General features: G+C 44.0%; 16 protein-coding genes. 14 read left to right on the top strand and 2 right to left on the bottom strand.

Going from position 1 to position 15,401, the window contains the following annotated elements:
• Positions 1-208 precede the first annotated feature (208 nt).
• The 11 genes from H580_RS0117025 to H580_RS0116975 all read left to right on the top strand — a co-directional run bounded on the left by H580_RS0117025 (position 209) and on the right by H580_RS0116975 (position 9,462).
• A complete protein-coding gene (locus H580_RS0117025) occupies positions 209-706 on the top strand; it encodes a DUF3907 family protein (RefSeq protein ID WP_028595850.1) in 498 nt (165 codons plus the stop codon).
• A gap of 133 nt (positions 707-839) precedes the next feature.
• The gene (locus H580_RS0117020; RefSeq protein WP_028595849.1) at positions 840-1,058 is read left to right on the top strand and encodes a DUF1540 domain-containing protein; all 219 of its coding nucleotides are present in this window, start codon (positions 840-842) and stop codon (positions 1,056-1,058) included.
• Between the two features lie 19 nt (positions 1,059-1,077).
• Positions 1,078-1,422: a hypothetical protein gene (locus H580_RS24635; RefSeq protein ID WP_036605392.1), complete on the top strand. Its 345-nt coding sequence runs from the start codon at positions 1,078-1,080 to the stop codon at positions 1,420-1,422.
• A 221-nt stretch (positions 1,423-1,643) separates the two neighbouring features.
• Positions 1,644-2,828: a cysteine desulfurase family protein gene (locus H580_RS0117010; RefSeq protein WP_051217512.1), complete on the top strand. Its 1,185-nt coding sequence runs from the start codon at positions 1,644-1,646 to the stop codon at positions 2,826-2,828.
• A gap of 10 nt (positions 2,829-2,838) precedes the next feature.
• The gene (gene thiI, locus H580_RS0117005; RefSeq protein ID WP_028595847.1) at positions 2,839-4,143 is read left to right on the top strand and encodes a tRNA uracil 4-sulfurtransferase ThiI; all 1,305 of its coding nucleotides are present in this window, start codon (positions 2,839-2,841) and stop codon (positions 4,141-4,143) included.
• Between the two features lie 69 nt (positions 4,144-4,212).
• On the top strand, positions 4,213-4,875 hold the full coding sequence (locus H580_RS0117000) for a TerC family protein (protein WP_028595846.1): 663 nt from the start codon (positions 4,213-4,215) through the stop codon (positions 4,873-4,875).
• A 243-nt stretch (positions 4,876-5,118) separates the two neighbouring features.
• The gene (locus H580_RS0116995; protein WP_028595845.1) at positions 5,119-5,607 is read left to right on the top strand and encodes a hypothetical protein; all 489 of its coding nucleotides are present in this window, start codon (positions 5,119-5,121) and stop codon (positions 5,605-5,607) included.
• Between the two features lie 177 nt (positions 5,608-5,784).
• Positions 5,785-7,617, top strand: coding sequence for a translational GTPase TypA (gene typA / locus H580_RS0116990; protein ID WP_028595844.1), 1,833 nt, complete (start codon positions 5,785-5,787; stop codon positions 7,615-7,617).
• 85 nt (positions 7,618-7,702) lie between these two features.
• Positions 7,703-7,987, top strand: a complete 285-nt coding sequence (locus H580_RS0116985; RefSeq protein ID WP_028595843.1) for a YlaH-like family protein — start codon at positions 7,703-7,705, stop codon at positions 7,985-7,987.
• Positions 7,988-8,016: 29 nt separating this feature from the next.
• Positions 8,017-8,289: a hypothetical protein gene (locus H580_RS0116980; protein ID WP_028595842.1), complete on the top strand. Its 273-nt coding sequence runs from the start codon at positions 8,017-8,019 to the stop codon at positions 8,287-8,289.
• A gap of 12 nt (positions 8,290-8,301) precedes the next feature.
• Positions 8,302-9,462, top strand: coding sequence for an LCP family protein (locus H580_RS0116975; protein WP_028595841.1), 1,161 nt, complete (start codon positions 8,302-8,304; stop codon positions 9,460-9,462).
• A gap of 222 nt (positions 9,463-9,684) precedes the next feature.
• Here the strand turns inward: H580_RS0116975 and H580_RS24630 are convergent, their stop codons facing one another.
• Positions 9,685-10,209, bottom strand: a complete 525-nt coding sequence (locus H580_RS24630; protein ID WP_036605390.1) for a YhcN/YlaJ family sporulation lipoprotein — start codon at positions 10,207-10,209, stop codon at positions 9,685-9,687.
• A 155-nt stretch (positions 10,210-10,364) separates the two neighbouring features.
• Between H580_RS24630 and H580_RS0116965 the strand changes: the two genes are divergently transcribed.
• From H580_RS0116965 to H580_RS0116955, 3 genes are all read left to right on the top strand, one after another.
• Positions 10,365-11,699, top strand: coding sequence for a PhoH family protein (locus H580_RS0116965; RefSeq protein WP_028595840.1), 1,335 nt, complete (start codon positions 10,365-10,367; stop codon positions 11,697-11,699).
• Positions 11,700-11,897: 198 nt separating this feature from the next.
• Positions 11,898-12,326 carry a hypothetical protein gene (locus H580_RS0116960; RefSeq protein ID WP_028595839.1) on the top strand — a complete coding sequence of 143 codons (429 nt, stop codon included), beginning with the start codon at positions 11,898-11,900 and terminating at the stop codon, positions 12,324-12,326.
• Positions 12,327-12,559: 233 nt separating this feature from the next.
• Entirely contained in the window at positions 12,560-13,984 is a 1,425-nt protein-coding gene (locus H580_RS0116955) for an extracellular solute-binding protein (protein ID WP_028595838.1), read from the top strand.
• Positions 13,985-14,180: 196 nt separating this feature from the next.
• Here the strand turns inward: H580_RS0116955 and H580_RS0116950 are convergent, their stop codons facing one another.
• The gene (locus H580_RS0116950) at positions 14,181-15,296 is read right to left on the bottom strand and encodes a coiled-coil domain-containing protein (protein ID WP_028595837.1); all 1,116 of its coding nucleotides are present in this window, start codon (positions 15,294-15,296) and stop codon (positions 14,181-14,183) included.
• Between the last annotated feature and the right edge of the window lie 105 nt (positions 15,297-15,401).

Below are 15,401 nucleotides of genomic sequence, written 5' to 3'. Positions count from 1 at the left end.
CCTCCATAAATAATTCAAGTCGTCCGTCGACGTTGTTGCATCTGTCATAGCTTGAGAGTTGTTGGGTCTTTTTATTCTTCTTGCCTAAAAAGGTGGAAAGGTGTACCTTTTCCGCTTGGGATGTGGTAGGATGTGGGTAGTGTGGTCTCATTATAAATAGTACCTAACATCGTCTAAGCGATAGGGCCAAGTTAAGGGGGAGCATTCCATGCCAGCTAATGTTAAGCAGCTGTGTGAAGCGTCTAGAGAGAAGCTGAAGTCCGTTATCGATCAAGTGGAGCCATTTTTAAATACGTACAGTTTGCAGGAGCTGGTAGGCAGCGAGCAAGATGAGGAAATCGCTAGCTTTTACAAAGGATTTTTGTCTGATCTACGCCATTTGCTCGTGTTCTCAGAAGTAAGCTATGAGAAGCTGGGTGTTACACTTCGTCGTGCGAACTTTGATGTGAACTTTGCAGAACGTTCCTTGTATGAGGTATACCATCATGTCGTGAACGCATTCTTTTATCCGAAAAATGAATGCTACTCGGAAGATGGTCGTTATGCATATACTGGGCAAGAAGCGATTCGATTCCGTAAGAAGCCGATTCGTGTAGCGAGTGATATTATTTTGAATATTACGAAAATGTTCGAAGAACTTCGCGATGAGCTAGCTTATTATGAGAATGACTATTTGACACAGCGTAAAATGCAAAGCAATAAATAATATAGATGTAACCAAGAACGTCCGAACTTTATGTCTCGGTACGTTCTTTTTTTATGCGCGATAACAACTACCAGCTTGTTAGGTGAGTATGCCCCTTACGTGACGGACAACCTGTTAGTGGAGGTGTAGTTACATGTCAATTCAACCGATGGTTAGATGTACGGTAGCTAACTGTACATTCTGGGGTGATGGGAATATGTGTAGGGCAGATTCCATTCAGATTGATATTGATGCGCATAGTCACAAGAGCTCCAAAGAGGAGTACGCAGATGAATTAGGTGTATTGCATCAAGATCATGCCTCAGAGTCTTCAGTGACTTGCTGTCTGACGTTCAAACCGAAAACTTCCTAATTGCAAAGGGGAGCTGACTATGTCTCATAAAAAGCAAGACCGTCGTTTGAAGCGGAATCGCACCCGGAACCAAATGCAAGATCAGCGGGAGTACCATATCGAGAGCGCTTATGAGCTTACGGGAAATGAAGCACATCATTTAAATGCTGCTGACGAGAAGCGGGAAGTTGATGTACCAAGTGGACTTGGATATACTGCGATTGGCTTTGCGATCGCTTCGATCTTCATGTTTCCATACATTTTAGGATTAACGAGCATTGCACTCGGCTTTATGTCCATTTATCAAGGAAGTCGTTCAGCAGGGGCAACTGCTATGATTATTGGTGCAGCGGCAATTTTGATTCATTTTTTATTTTTTCCTTGACTTCTACAATACAGAGCAACAAAGGCTGAAGGAGCTAGCAGGTGCGTACTGCTGCTCCTTTTGTCATAAGTGCAGGGGATAAAAAGATGGTGAAATAACGTGAATACGTGTACAATAAATACTGTTCTAGGAACGTTCTAGTACTAGGCTGGGATCAACAACGGTATTCGAAACAGGCCGTTTTGATCTTTTTTGTTGTGAAAAGGAGGAGTCAGGAGGATATGAAAGCAAACGACATCATTTATGCGGATTATAGCGCATCAACCCCTCCTCATCCTGAAGTCATTCGTACGATGACAGAAGTGATGGAGCGTATTTACGCGAATCCATCTTCTATACATGAGTTAGGCGGACAAGCTGATCAATTAGTGCTGCGCGCACGTAGTGTCGTGGCGCATGCTCTACTTGTTCAGCCACAAGAAGTGATATTTACATCAGGGGCAACGGAAAGCAACAATATGGCTGTTTTCGGTGTCATTCGTGAGGCTATGCGTCTAACAACGGCGGGCAACCCTATTCATGCGATTGTATCTGCCATTGAGCATCCATCCGTATTTGCTTGTTATGAGCAATTGAAGCGTGAAGGTGTAGAAGTGAGCATCGCACCTGTTGATCACGACGGTAGGGTTGATCTGAAGCAGTTGGAACAGCTGATTAAGCCTCATACCGTGCTGCTCAGTGTGATGCATGTGAATAACGAAACGGGAGCCGTGCAGCCTTTGCGCGAAATTGGCCAATTGGTTGCTCGCTATCCTAAGCTTGTCTTTCATGTGGATGGGGTACAGGGGTTAGGAAAGCTGCCTGTAGAGCTGGCAGATTGGAATGCCCATCTGTACAGCTTATCCGGACATAAAATCCACGGCCCTAAAGGGATGGGAATCCTTATTAAGCGTGGCAGCTTGAAACTGACACCGCTTATCCATGGAGGTACACAAGAGTTCGGCTTGCGCGCAGGCACAACTAATGTTCCTGGGATATTGGCTATGTCCAAGGCGGTACGTATGGCGGTTGAAGCACAAGCCAAAGCTGAAGAGAGTCTGCTTGTACTAAATGAACGTATGCTGAAGTACATCGGAGAAATACCTGAGCTGGTGCTGAACAGCCCTGCTTATCCATTCGGGGCTCCACATATTATAAATGCATCTTTCCCTGGAATGAAGGCAGAAGTAGCTGTTCATGCAATGGAGGAACATGGGGTTGTACTGTCCACACAGTCAGCTTGTTCTTCTAAGCTTCATAAGCCAAGCCGAGTGCTGCTGGCACAGACACAAAATGAACGTATCGCAGCGAGCGGCCTGCGAATAAGTATGGATGCATCTATGACGATAGAACAAATTGATCGGATTGGCAGTGCGTTAAAGGCAACAGTTAAACGGTTGAAGCCGCTTGTACAGCGGGAAAGGTAGGTTATAAGCAATGATTTATGATATGTTACTGCTGCGTTTCGGGGAAATTACGATTAAGGGACGCAATCGAAATAAATTTGAAAAGGCTGCTTATCGGCATGTTAAAGAAGTACTGAAGCCATTTGAGAAAGCTAAGCTTATTAGAGAATACGGCAGACTATACGTTGAACTGAATGGAGAGGAAGTTGAGCCTCTCATCGCGGTATTGCGTCATGTATTTGGTATCGTATCCATTAGTCCAGTAAAAGTAGCACCGTCTGTCCTTGAGCCGATTATAGACACGGCATTAGCGATGGTGCGTGAATATGATCCGCAGCCGGGGACGAAATTCAAAGTTGTCGGTCGCAGAGCTTGGAAGGGATTTCCTCATACTTCTCAAGAATTGAATCATTTGGTAGGAGCACCGTTATTGCGTGAATTCGAACAGTTATCGGTAGATGTACGTAATCCAGAATTTAAGGTAACTGTTGAAGTGCGTGAAGAGAATACGTATATCTATTCTAATGTAGTTCCAGCGGTAGGCGGATTCCCATATGGCACGAACGGTAAAGCAATGCTGCTGCTGTCTGGCGGTATCGACAGCCCTGTAGCGGGATATATGGCATTGCGCCGAGGATTGGAAATTGAAGCGGTGCACTTCCATAGCTACCCGTTCACAAGCGAACGTGCCCAACAAAAGGTGCTTGATTTGGCACAAGTGTTGGCTAATTATGCGGGCAGAGTAAAGATTCACATGGTGCCTTTTACAGACATTCAAACACGCCTGCATCAAGCGAATGCTGAAAACGTACTTATTACGTTGATGCGCCGCGCATTTTTGCGCATTACGACGAAGCTGGCTGATAAGCATAAGGCGCTTGCTATCGTGTCGGGCGACAGCCTGGGTCAAGTGGCGAGCCAAACGTTGGGCAGCATGAACGTGATCGGACGAGCAACGGATTTGCCGCTGCTTCGACCACTTGTCACGATGGATAAAGAAGAGATTGTGCGAATTGCACAAGGGATTGGCACATTCGAGCTTTCTATTTTGCCATATGAGGATTGCTGTACACTATTTGTTCCAAAATCTCCAGCTACGAATCCGAACTTGAAAGTGCTGGAGCGAGTTGAAGCATCGATACCGGAACTGGACGAATTGATTGATAAGGCTGTAGAAGAGACAGATACGGTAGTACTTCGTGCTATTCGCGGTGGAGCAGGCACACAGACAATTTCTGAGAACGATGCAGAAAGTAAGCTTGAAGCTTCATCTGTACCTGCTGAGTTGAACGTTACGAACAACAAAAAAGATCAATCGATTGGGGATTGGTTCTAATAATGGTCATATAGTGTCATACCTCCAGCTTGTACAACATACAACTGTACAACAAGGGAGGGGACCACATTGGATTCATTATGGATTTTAATCGAGATCTTATTAATTAATATGGTACTTAGTGGAGATAATGCAGTTGTAATCGCGATGTCGACGCAGCATCTCCCTGAGGCACAGCGAAAAGTAGCGATCTGGTGGGGTGCTGCTGGAGCAGTCATACTCCGAATTTTATTGACAGTGGTTGCGCTGTGGTTAATGGACATTCCTTTGCTGCAAGCGGTAGGAGGAGTTTTGCTATTCGTCATTGCCATTCAATTGCTTGGAAATGGGAATAGTCATGCTGTTTCTGAACGGAATACGACCAGTTTAAGGAGCGCCGTTGGTACCATCTTAACCGCAGATGTAATTATGAGCCTGGATAATGTACTTGCCATTGCGGCTATATCGGAAGGACATTTTCCATATCTAGTCATTGGTATTGCATTAAGCATTCCAATTGTCGTATGGGGCAGTGCACTCGTTAGCCGGTGGTTGGAGACATTTCCGCTTCTTGTTTATGCAGGAGCAGGTATATTAGGGTATACAGCTGGTAAGATGATGGCATCTGATGAAAGACTGCTGCTATGGCTGCCGGCTTGGGAGGGGATTAAAGGAACGCTTCCGTGGGCATTGACGTTGTTAGTCTTGGTACTTGGGATTTGGTTCCGCTCTAATCCAAAGCCGTCAATGTAAATATAAGATCATTTGCTTGATGAAGAATTCAACCTTGAGATACTGCATCTTGAATATATAAAAAATGCGCCTTCCTCCTGACTATCTGAGCGTTTTAGATGAGGGAGGAAGTTTTTTTATGTGGTGAGGTAGTATTTTTGGTACGTTTCATATAAACTAGTAAGGATAAATGGGCGCGAATATCGTCGTACCGTGTCCGCCATCCTAAAGATGGTTGATTAATGGTCGTCAGAGGTGAATGGTATGTCCAGAAAAGAACCCGTTATCGGTATTTTTATACTAGCTGCGGGATTGTTCATCCTGCTGGGCAAATGGGGCTTTTTTAATTTTGTAGGTGGGACGTTGTGGCCACTGTTTCTATTTTTGGCTGGAGCGGGACTTGTTTTGCTCGTTAGGAATAGACTGCTTCCCCCAATAGCATTTGTACCTGGTGGAACATTGCTCGTATACGGGCTGTTGTTCATGGTATGCCATTGGATTTCATGGGAGTTGTTCCGTTCTTTATGGCCGTTTATTTTAATCGGATTAGCTGTAGGATTATACGGCTATTGCAGACTTGAATCCTATCCATCGCCACGAGTATGGCAGGCGGCTGTTGTTCTAGGCGGAGCAGGGGTATTTCTGCTCGTTCTGACGCTAATTGTGAGTATTAGCGTATACTTGATCGCATTCGGACTCATCGTTGTAGGAGCGCTGCTCATCTTCGGTGGGGCGTCACGGATGCGACGTTAAAGGTAGCAGAGGCAGCATTACTACGTTCTGAACGATTATTTCACATGAACGGCGCCGTTAATCGGCGCCTTCTTCACGCAATTATTGCGATAACGGACTGTTGTGGACCGTACGGAGCCAACCGATAAGACGACCCATTTTATAAATGTGCTACTATAGAAAGGAAAGATCGAACGTATGCAAGAGCGCAATAAGATCAAGAATATCGCAATTATCGCACACGTTGACCACGGTAAAACAACGTTGGTTGACAAGCTGCTACAACAATCCGGAACTTTCCGTAACAATGAAGTGGTGCATGAGCGCGCCATGGACTCGAATGACTTGGAACGAGAGCGCGGTATTACGATTCTAGCGAAAAATACGGCGATTACGTATAAAGATCATTTGATCAACATTGTAGATACGCCTGGTCACGCTGACTTCGGTGGTGAAGTAGAGCGTATTATGAAAATGGTTGACGGCGTACTTCTAGTCGTTGATGCTTTTGAAGGCTGCATGCCGCAAACGAAATTCGTATTGCGCAAAGCGTTGGCGCATAACTTGACGCCAATCGTTGTTGTGAACAAAATTGACCGTCCAAATGCTCGTCCAAGTGAAGTTATTGACGAAGTATTGGATCTGTTTATCGAATTGGAAGCAAACGATGAGCAGCTTGAGTTCCCTGTCGTATATGCATCTGCATTGAACGGTACAGCGAGCTTGAATCCTGAGAAGCAAGACGACCACATGGAAGCGTTGTTCGAGACAGTAATTGAACATATTCCATCCCCGCAAGAGAATCCAGAAGAGCCGTTGCAGTTCCTTGTAACGTTGCTGGACTACAATGAATACTTGGGCCGTATCGCAATTGGTCGTGTGAACCGTGGTACGATTCGTGCAGGCCAGCCTGTTGCGGTTATTAACCGTGAAGGGCAAGTGAAGCAAGCACGTATTGAGAAATTGTTCGGCTTCCAAGGTTTGAAGCGTATCGAGCGTGAAGAAGCAGCAGCAGGTGATATCGTAGCAATCGCTGGTATCCGTGAAATCAACATCGGTGAAACGATCGCAGATATGGCACACCCTGAAGCTTTGCCTGTATTGCACATCGATGAGCCTACTTTGCAAATGACATTCCTTGTTAACAACAGTCCATTCGCTGGTCGTGAAGGTAAATGGGTAACATCCCGTAAGCTTCGTGAGCGTTTGTTGAAAGAATTGGAAACAGACGTGTCCCTTCGTGTAGAGGAAACAGAAAGCCCAGACGCATTTATTGTAGCTGGTCGCGGTGAACTTCACCTTGGTATTCTTATCGAGAATATGCGTCGTGAAGGCTACGAGCTTCAAGTATCCAAGCCAGAAGTAATCATTAAGGAAATCGATGGCCAGAAGATGGAGCCGATGGAACGCCTTCTTATCGACATTCCTGAAGATTCGATGGGTGCAGTAATGGAGAGCCTTGGATCACGCAAAGCGGAAATGGTAAACATGATCAACCATGGTACTGGACAAGTACGCTTGGAATTCATCATTCCTGCACGTGGTCTTATCGGATACCGTACTTCATTCCTGACACTAACTCGCGGCTACGGTATTATGAATCATGCGTTCGATCATTATGGTCCTTTTGCAGGCAGCCAAGTAGGCGGCCGTCACCAGGGCGTATTGGTATCGATGGAGAACGGTGTATCAACTATGTATGGTATGTTGTCTGTAGAAGACCGTGGTATTTTGTTCCTTAACCCGGGTACAGACGTATACGAAGGTATGATTGTCGGTGAACATACGCGCGATAATGATATCGTTGTTAACATCTGTAAGGAGAAAGCACTATCTAACGTACGTTCTTCTGGTAAAGATGACACAGTGCGTTTGAAGACACCTCGTGCTTACTCTTTGGAGCAGGCGCTTGAATACTTGAACGATGATGAGTATTGCGAAATTACACCTGAATCCATTCGCTTGCGTAAGAAGATTCTTAACAAGAATGAGCGTGAACGTGCGGAAAAGCAACGTAAAGTTCAGTCATAGACCTTAAACGGGGAATTCGTATTTTTCGTTGAAGAGCAATTTGTGTAAAGACAAATCTTATCTTCGCTGAAAGGATGGAGTCGTTATGCAGCAATGGTTTGCCGACCACATGTTAATCAGCTACTTGCTTATATTTGCATTTGTAGCTTTCATATTTAACCAGGTGTTTCGGGTCCAGAAGCTACCCCTCCTAAAGGAGATTATTATTCATATTGTGATGGCGTTAGGTTGTCTTATTCTGCTTGTATTGCAGATTGACAAGCTGCCTATCATACAGTGTTTGTTTGTAGCTGTAGTGCTTATGTTTATGGTTCGTATTCGCTATTTTGTAGAGGGACGCCAGAAGAAGAAGCATCAGAATATGTCGTAATCGTATCCTCATCGACTGGAGGGGTTAACTTGAAGCTGCATGACGCTCTGTTTAATTGGCTGCAAATGGTCATTGTCGTTCGGCATCGTCCGGACGACGGTGCAGCCAAGCAGACGCTTGATTTCTTCGCTCAAATTCTGCATGAAGATCACATGTTGACCAGCGTAGCCGATCAAGTCAATGAAAATACGTATACCGTCACTTATGAGCGTGAAGGACAAATCAATCAAGCTGAGTTCGACAGAAACTTGTGTGAACAGCTGTGGCATGATATTGAATCCAACCCGAAATACAATGAATAAGTGAGGTCAGTTATGAAAGTGAACACACCTTTACCGCCAAGACAGTCACAACATTCTAAGTCACGACCAAAGTCAAGTTCCAAGCCTAATCCAAGAGCTCGTTTGAAATCTACAAAAAAGAAAATGCCCACATGGTTGAAAGCTATGCTGACGGGTATTATTCTGCTTGTTATTACGGGTATCGGAATAGCAACCTATTTAGTTCTGTATGCTAACAATAAGTTGCCGACCATATCAACTGTGGAGAAAGGCGGAACGGGTAACCAAGTGGTTGTACCTACATTGGCACCTCAAACCGAGCCGTTTTCCTTTGTTTTAATGGGCGTTGACTATCGTAAAGAATTGCCAGGTATGCGTACGGACGTTGTTATGGTGGGAGCTATGCATCCCGAAACAAAGGAAGCTGTGCTCGTATCTTTACCACGTGATACGTATTTCGAGATTCCGGGATACGGACCTGACAAGCTCAATCATTTCTATCCGAACTTCCATAGCCTGCATAAAAAAGGCCAGTTGGATAGTCCTACTCCGATGGAAGAAATGAAGGTCATGCTCGGTAAGTATATGGATCTAGATATCGATCATGCGATGGAGATTAACTTCCAAGGCTTTGTGCAAGTCGTTGATGCACTCGGTGGGGTAAGCATGAATGTGGATCAAAACATGTGCTATCGAGATCGAGCGGATGGGACAAATATTAATCTCAGAGCAGGACAGCAGGACTTAAGCGGACAAGAGGCGCTTGATTTGGTTCGCTATCGGAAGTCTAACTGTAGTCCAAGAACACCAGAGACGACCGATGAAAATCGTAACCTCCGTCAAAATGCGGTGTTGCAGGAGCTTGTAGGCAACATGCAGTCTTTAGGTGGATTTTCAAAAGTTACGGACATTATCGACGCTTTGGCTGATAATTTTAAGATTGATATGACAAGTACACAGATTCGCGATTCCTTTACTACATATATTGATATTAATCGCAACAATATTCACTACGTTTCAGTCGGTGGAGATTGGAAGAGTCCTTATATTTATATTAATGAAGAGAAGCTCGCATTGGCTAAACAACTGCTAAAAGATGTGATGGATGGCAAATCAATTACACCTGAACAAGCAGCTGGTGAAAAAGTTGCGGATAGTAGTGAGTCAACGCCAAATTCGGCTCCAACTCGCTAACCATTTCAAACAGGTCGATTTCAATAAAATAATGCTCGGTCAAAAGCATAAGCAAGTTCTGCCTTCCATGCTAATACAATGTATAGAAATGGTGTATTGACTAGGAGGTTTGAGTAGTATGTCCGATTATACAATGATTGAGATCGATAATATGCACTTATATACAAAAAGCCTAGCGGTTAACCGTTAGGCTTTTTGTGCTTCGTGGAGGCATGTCCATCTCTACTTGTTAGGAGCTGGTGATCGCTGCTCTACGGTTTGTTTCATTTGCTTCACGCTTTTCGGCATCTGTGGGACAATGCGACCCATAATGTCTGCTAATTCATTGCTGAACCCTTGAATGGGGTATCCATTCCGAATATCATTTCCAATTTCCCGCAAGCGCTGATTCATATCCACGTCAGCAGTTACAACGCTTTGTGCACCGTATTTATCCTTGCTCAATGCTTCTGCTACGGAGTATTTGATTGAGCCAACACGTGATCGATCCAAATTAGCGTCTACATCTATTCCAACGATAGCTGTGTTTCCGAATACAACGCAGTTTACATTTTGAACGCCCGGAACTCGCTTGGCGATGTTGGTTAAGTGGCTGCGTAGTGCTTCTCTATCCATAGGTTCTTCTGGCTGAGTTGGAGAAGCGGCATGATATTGGGTTTGCTGCTGAGGGGAAGGTGCTGCTTGCTGTTTGGAACCGCAGCCTCCCAATATGCTGATGAGAAGGACAGCTATAATAAGTTTCCGCATCCTGATCTTCCTTTCGTCTGTATCATCGATGTTGCATGAAATGGTAACAGGTAATCGCTCTTAATAGTGTGAGCGGCAGTGCAATGAATTATGTATATAGACATCATGCCCTCATACTGGATAAAGCGCTGAACAAACCAATCGGAGGGGATTTTATGACCAAAATATTTGTATTGGATACGAATGTTCTATTGCATGACCCGAATGCTTTGTTTGCATTCGAGCAGCATGAGGTTGTTATCCCAGCTACTGTCCTTGAAGAAATTGATTCTAAAAAACGCCTCGCCGACGAAATTGGTCGAAATGCCAGGACGGTTTCACGACTTCTTGATGGGTTGAGGGAGTCAGGGAGCCTGCATAAGGGGGTCCCGCTGCCGAACGGAGGGTCACTAATTGTGGAGCTCAATCATCGGAGCTTCGTGAAAGTCCAGGAACTGTTTGGTGAAATGACAAATGATAATCGCATTTTGGCAGTTGCTTTAAATTACAGTCTGGAACAACAGCAGCTAGAACAACCGAAAAGCGTCGTGCTCGTTAGCAAAGATGTGCTTGTACGTGTAAAAGGTGATGTACTCGGTTTGCAGACGGAGGACTATTTGTCAGACCGTAGTGTATCATCAAGCGACGAGTTGTATGCAGGGCATCGAGTTCTACATGTTCATCCATCTGTAATTGACCAATTTTATAGCTATCGTTTCTTACCTGTGAATAGTTTGAATGTTGTTCTGAAGCTTCATCCACATGAATTTGTTATTTTGAAAGACGAGATGGGTACGAGCAAGTCGGCCATATTAAAGGTGAATGTTGAATGTACGCGATTAGAGCCGCTATTTCTTAGCAATGATCCAGTGTGGGGCATTGCTGTACGCAATGCCCAGCAGCGTATGGCTATAGAACTGCTGCTTAATGACGATATACCGTTGGTCACGTTAGCAGGCAAAGCAGGTACAGGGAAGACGCTGCTCGCCCTCGCGGCAGGATTGTTGAAGGTAGAGGATGAGCGTAAATACAAAAAGCTGCTCATTGGACGCCCTGTTGTGCCAATGGGCAAAGATATCGGATTTTTACCAGGAGAAAAAGAAGAGAAGCTGCGTCCTTGGATGCAGCCTATATACGATAATTTAGAGTTTTTATTTGATACGAAAAAGGCTGGAGACATCGATAAAATTTTAGTTGGCTTAAGCAATATTCAAGTTGAAGCGTTAACCTATATCCGAGGCAGATCGATTCCAGGGCAATTTATCATCATTGATGAAGCGCAAAACTTATCTAAACATGAAGTGAAGACGATTGTTTCTCGTGTAGGCGAGGGAAGTAAAATTGTTCTGGTAGGGGATCCAGCACAAATTGATCATCCTTATTTAGACTCTGCTAGCAATGGACTAACTTATTTAATCGAGCGATTTAAATCAGAAGGTTTAAGCGGCCATGTCACTTTGGAAAAGGGAGAGCGTTCGCAGTTGGCTCAAATTGCTGCTGATTTGCTGTAGTATCATTGTTTATTCGTTTAAAATCCTAATGTGATGCATGAATGATAAAGAAGTACAGGGTGTGTTTAGCCTTTTAGGCTAGGGACACCCTTTTTATGGTGTCATTGGCGATGAATAGAACATAACTTATTGAATATGAGATAGATTGTCCACACCGATTACTTCTATTTACATAAACTTAATAGTGGAGGTGATGATATGGGAGCAAGACTTTTAGATGCACAAGGCTCACAAAATGCAAGTTATACACCATCAATCTTAGTCGATGTTACTTCGACCCCTGCTGTTTTTGGTACATTAGGACTTGATATATCGGGAGCAGCAGGTGCGGCGGTAGGTGTTCATTTATATGCAACTGTCACATTAACTACGGTTACTACAATCCCGAGTATTGTGAATGTATCTATTATAAGAAATGGAAGTACACTCGTTTATTCATCAGCGATAACGACACCCAACCCACTGTATACTACTTTTGATTGTAAGGTCACAGCGTTCGATCATGATGTACCTGCTACATCTGGTTATGTGCTTTACGAAGTACGTGTTAGTGGAAATGGTTCAGATGTAAATTTGCGAAGAGTAGGTCCTGAAAGCTTCACGGCAATCGCGTATGCTTCACCATAGTGAAACAATAGTTCACGCTCATTTTACGTCTTCTATTTTATAAATGGGTTACTACGTATAGGCATCCCCAAGGGATGTCTTTTTTTAGGTTAAATCTTACATTCAACAATGTGAAAAAATGGTACAATGGACATGCGTCTTGCTAGTTGTCTGAGACCAGCAGTAAACAAAGTGTGATACACAATAACGTTTTATCGGTAATTCGTCACATTAAACCCAGAAGGGAGAACAGAATGCCGAAGTCGAAAAAGACGATTATTATAGGTATAATGATACTTATTTTGTTGGTATTGCTTACCCAATTCGGAAGTGGATTGAAGCAGTTTATGAACCAACCGCGACCTGACGAAGACGAAGGAGAATACAATGAGCCTGTATTTGCAATAGACAAAGCAGGGCTTGCGCTCAAAATAGATGTCAGCTTGCCGCAACAAGTATTTAAGGAGTTAATGAAAGTAAGCGGACAGTTCGAGCGACAGTATGGTATTGCTGTTGAGTTGCGTAATAAGACGGAACATGAAATAAGCGAAGGCTTGAAGCAATCACTAGCCCTTCAACAAAGTGCTGATGTAATTATGATTCGAAGCGAGCGAGTTAAATCATATGCTCAGACCGGCAAATTACTGCCCCAACAACCGTCTGCAGAAACGTGGGCATACGCTCCAGAATGGTTGAAAGAGGCGGTAAGCTGGAATGGTTTCGTATGGGGAACGCCTTATTATATGGATCCTTATGTGCTGGTTTGGAACCCAGTAGCTTTAAAAGCACAAACAGGAATAGAAAAACCACCGATTTCCTTGAGGGAATGGCATGCGGCCATGCGAGCTCCCGCAGTGTTGATGTTTGGTCAAATGCAGCCCGTTCGTCCCTCGTTGCATTCAACATTAACGATGACGGAACACGCTGAGAAGAGTGGGGAGAAACAAATAGCCCTGCCATGGTTTGCATGGGAGGAGCGCGATCCGTATGCACTTCTAGCGCTGATGTGGCGCTTAGGGATGATCCAGATGTCAGATGACAGTAATGTCAATCAAAATGACTTGTCAGACACGGTAGTGCAGACCTTGCCGCATAATCAATCCATAGGTCGAGCAGTTGCCTATCCATGGCAGGAGAATTTGAAGGAGTGGGAGCATTCACGGTTGTTATTTAAGTCTGTTTCTTTTAAGAATGAGAAAAGTATATGGGAAATGATTAATCAAGGAGAGGTGCCATTTGCAATTGTACCTTTTTCAGAGGCTGCTCCTCGGCTAGGTGAAACGCTCGCTGTTGAAATGCCGCGTGATATTGCTCCTCCATATGGAACTTGGGTGAAAAGTATGAGTTACATCGTGCCGGCATATACCGAATTGGAAGAAGAGGCAAACCTTTGGATACAATTCGTAACTGATGTAAAACAGCAGCAGCAAGTACTGAATATTTCGTCATTCCTATTGCCTGCAAATCGTACTTCTCAAGATAAAATATGGCAATTGTGGAATCGTAATTTGCCTGCTGTGTATAATCAATCAGATACAAGGCTCAAAGAGGCGTTGCGACATGCCTTTGAGCTGGAGAGATGGCATAGTAATGTGCTGGGGTGGATGAAGGGTATAGTGAGTACGGATGTATTGGTTAAGGAATTTAAGGCGTTGTGGAAGTTGGAGTCAGCTTCGTGAGCGGTTTCAACTGCAGTTTCTATTACATCGGGCAGGGATTAGATCATTTATGTATTATAAGTGACTATATGGTCAAGCAGCTCATGCTATTTTTTCATAGTAACAAAGTATACAGCCCCAAAGTCTGGCGTTGAACGATGGACTTTGGGGCTATATCTTAATTAATTACTCGTTATAGATTTGAATTTGAAATGTATTATAGCGAAACCTTTAGGACTACGACCATTTCATTCTTGTCGATTGTAATTTCTGTTGCTTCAATGAAAGAGACGAGTTGCTGCGGATAGAAGCTAAGGTCAAACTGTTCCTCTAATTGTGAGCGTGTAGATTCAGGCAGCTCGAGTCCATTGAATTGGAGATGATCGACATGGAATCGAAGCGCATTTTCTGGTTCCTGCTCTAGCGTGTAGCTGCCTTGAACGACTACACGAAGCCCTTCTCGGTCGCCTATAGCTGTAACGATGCCTTTGTCAAACACAAATTCAAAATCATCAAACATGGAATCTTGTTGACGCAGAAACTCATTCAGCTCGCTATCTTTGATGCGTAGCGTATACTGAAGTCCATTTGACTTCATGTTTCCATTTTCTTTAACGAATTCGGGCAGCTTCTGCATCGCATCAGCCATCGCTCTGAAGTAGTGCCGCACTTCAAACAGCCCTACACTTTGCCAATACTTCGTAAATTCTTCAACTAACTTCTTCATCGCTTCTGGGTCTGAACTTGTAGTGATCTGGGTATTAAGTTTATTTTGAAGTTCAATAACGCGTTTCCGCTGATCTTCTAGATTGATTCGGACTTGCGATAGCTCCTTCTCTAATAGGGCTTGCTCATTCCGAAGCTGATCAATACGCTGCACGTTGACTTGATAGTCAGATAAAATACGATGATCAGACTCCATTAAGTAGGAAAAGTAGTTCAGAAGTAGAAATAAATCAGAGACCTCACTAGAAGATAATATAGCCTCTAAAATAAGATCGCGTTCACCAACATAATAGGAACGAAGCACACGTCCTGCATCTTTTTGTTTTAGTAGAAGCTGTTCCTGCTGTGTTTGCAAATCTGCTTCTAGAAGTTTCCTTTGTTTACTTGCCTCTTGCTCTCTCGCTGTTACGCGAGCAATCTCTGCATCCAACTCTTGAATGGATAAGCTTTGCTGTAAAATATGTTTCATTTCGGTTGATTGATTAGCATCATCCCATGGAATCGGCTCACTCGGTTGTGCATGAGATGAGAACGGGATGGCTGAAGCAATGAGAACAAAGATTAGTATTCGCATACAAGCGCTCGTTGCGCGTTTCCCTAGTCGCATTGAGGGCCCCCTTATGTACACCGTGCATCTGTATCGTTTGTAGACCTCGTTAGAAATCATGCTGCAATGCTGCTCCAAACAAGGACAAATACGAAAGGATGAACA

Source organism: Paenibacillus assamensis DSM 18201, assembly GCF_000422445.1.
Lineage (GTDB): Bacteria > Bacillota > Bacilli > Paenibacillales > Paenibacillaceae > Paenibacillus_B > Paenibacillus_B assamensis.
The sequence above is the reverse complement of the archived record's forward strand: the minus strand, read 5'-3'. Positions and strand labels throughout refer to the sequence as shown.

Excerpts from the sequence above, each read along its gene's own strand:
- H580_RS0117025 (WP_028595850.1), top strand. The coding sequence starts at position 209 with ATGCCAGCTAATGTTAAGCAGCTGTGTGAAGCGTCTAGAGAGAAGCTG.
- H580_RS0117020 (WP_028595849.1), top strand. The coding sequence starts at position 840 with ATGTCAATTCAACCGATGGTTAGATGTACGGTAGCTAACTGTACATTC.
- H580_RS24635 (WP_036605392.1), top strand. The coding sequence starts at position 1,078 with ATGTCTCATAAAAAGCAAGACCGTCGTTTGAAGCGGAATCGCACCCGG.
- H580_RS0117010 (WP_051217512.1), top strand. The coding sequence starts at position 1,644 with ATGAAAGCAAACGACATCATTTATGCGGATTATAGCGCATCAACCCCT.
- thiI (WP_028595847.1), top strand. The coding sequence starts at position 2,839 with ATGATTTATGATATGTTACTGCTGCGTTTCGGGGAAATTACGATTAAG.
- H580_RS0116995 (WP_028595845.1), top strand. The coding sequence starts at position 5,119 with ATGTCCAGAAAAGAACCCGTTATCGGTATTTTTATACTAGCTGCGGGA.
- typA (WP_028595844.1), top strand. The coding sequence starts at position 5,785 with ATGCAAGAGCGCAATAAGATCAAGAATATCGCAATTATCGCACACGTT.
- H580_RS0116985 (WP_028595843.1), top strand. The coding sequence starts at position 7,703 with ATGCAGCAATGGTTTGCCGACCACATGTTAATCAGCTACTTGCTTATA.
- H580_RS0116975 (WP_028595841.1), top strand. The coding sequence starts at position 8,302 with ATGAAAGTGAACACACCTTTACCGCCAAGACAGTCACAACATTCTAAG.
- H580_RS24630 (WP_036605390.1), bottom strand. The coding sequence starts at position 10,209 with ATGCGGAAACTTATTATAGCTGTCCTTCTCATCAGCATATTGGGAGGC.
- H580_RS0116965 (WP_028595840.1), top strand. The coding sequence starts at position 10,365 with ATGACCAAAATATTTGTATTGGATACGAATGTTCTATTGCATGACCCG.
- H580_RS0116960 (WP_028595839.1), top strand. The coding sequence starts at position 11,898 with ATGGGAGCAAGACTTTTAGATGCACAAGGCTCACAAAATGCAAGTTAT.
- H580_RS0116955 (WP_028595838.1), top strand. The coding sequence starts at position 12,560 with ATGCCGAAGTCGAAAAAGACGATTATTATAGGTATAATGATACTTATT.
- H580_RS0116950 (WP_028595837.1), bottom strand. The coding sequence starts at position 15,296 with ATGCGACTAGGGAAACGCGCAACGAGCGCTTGTATGCGAATACTAATC.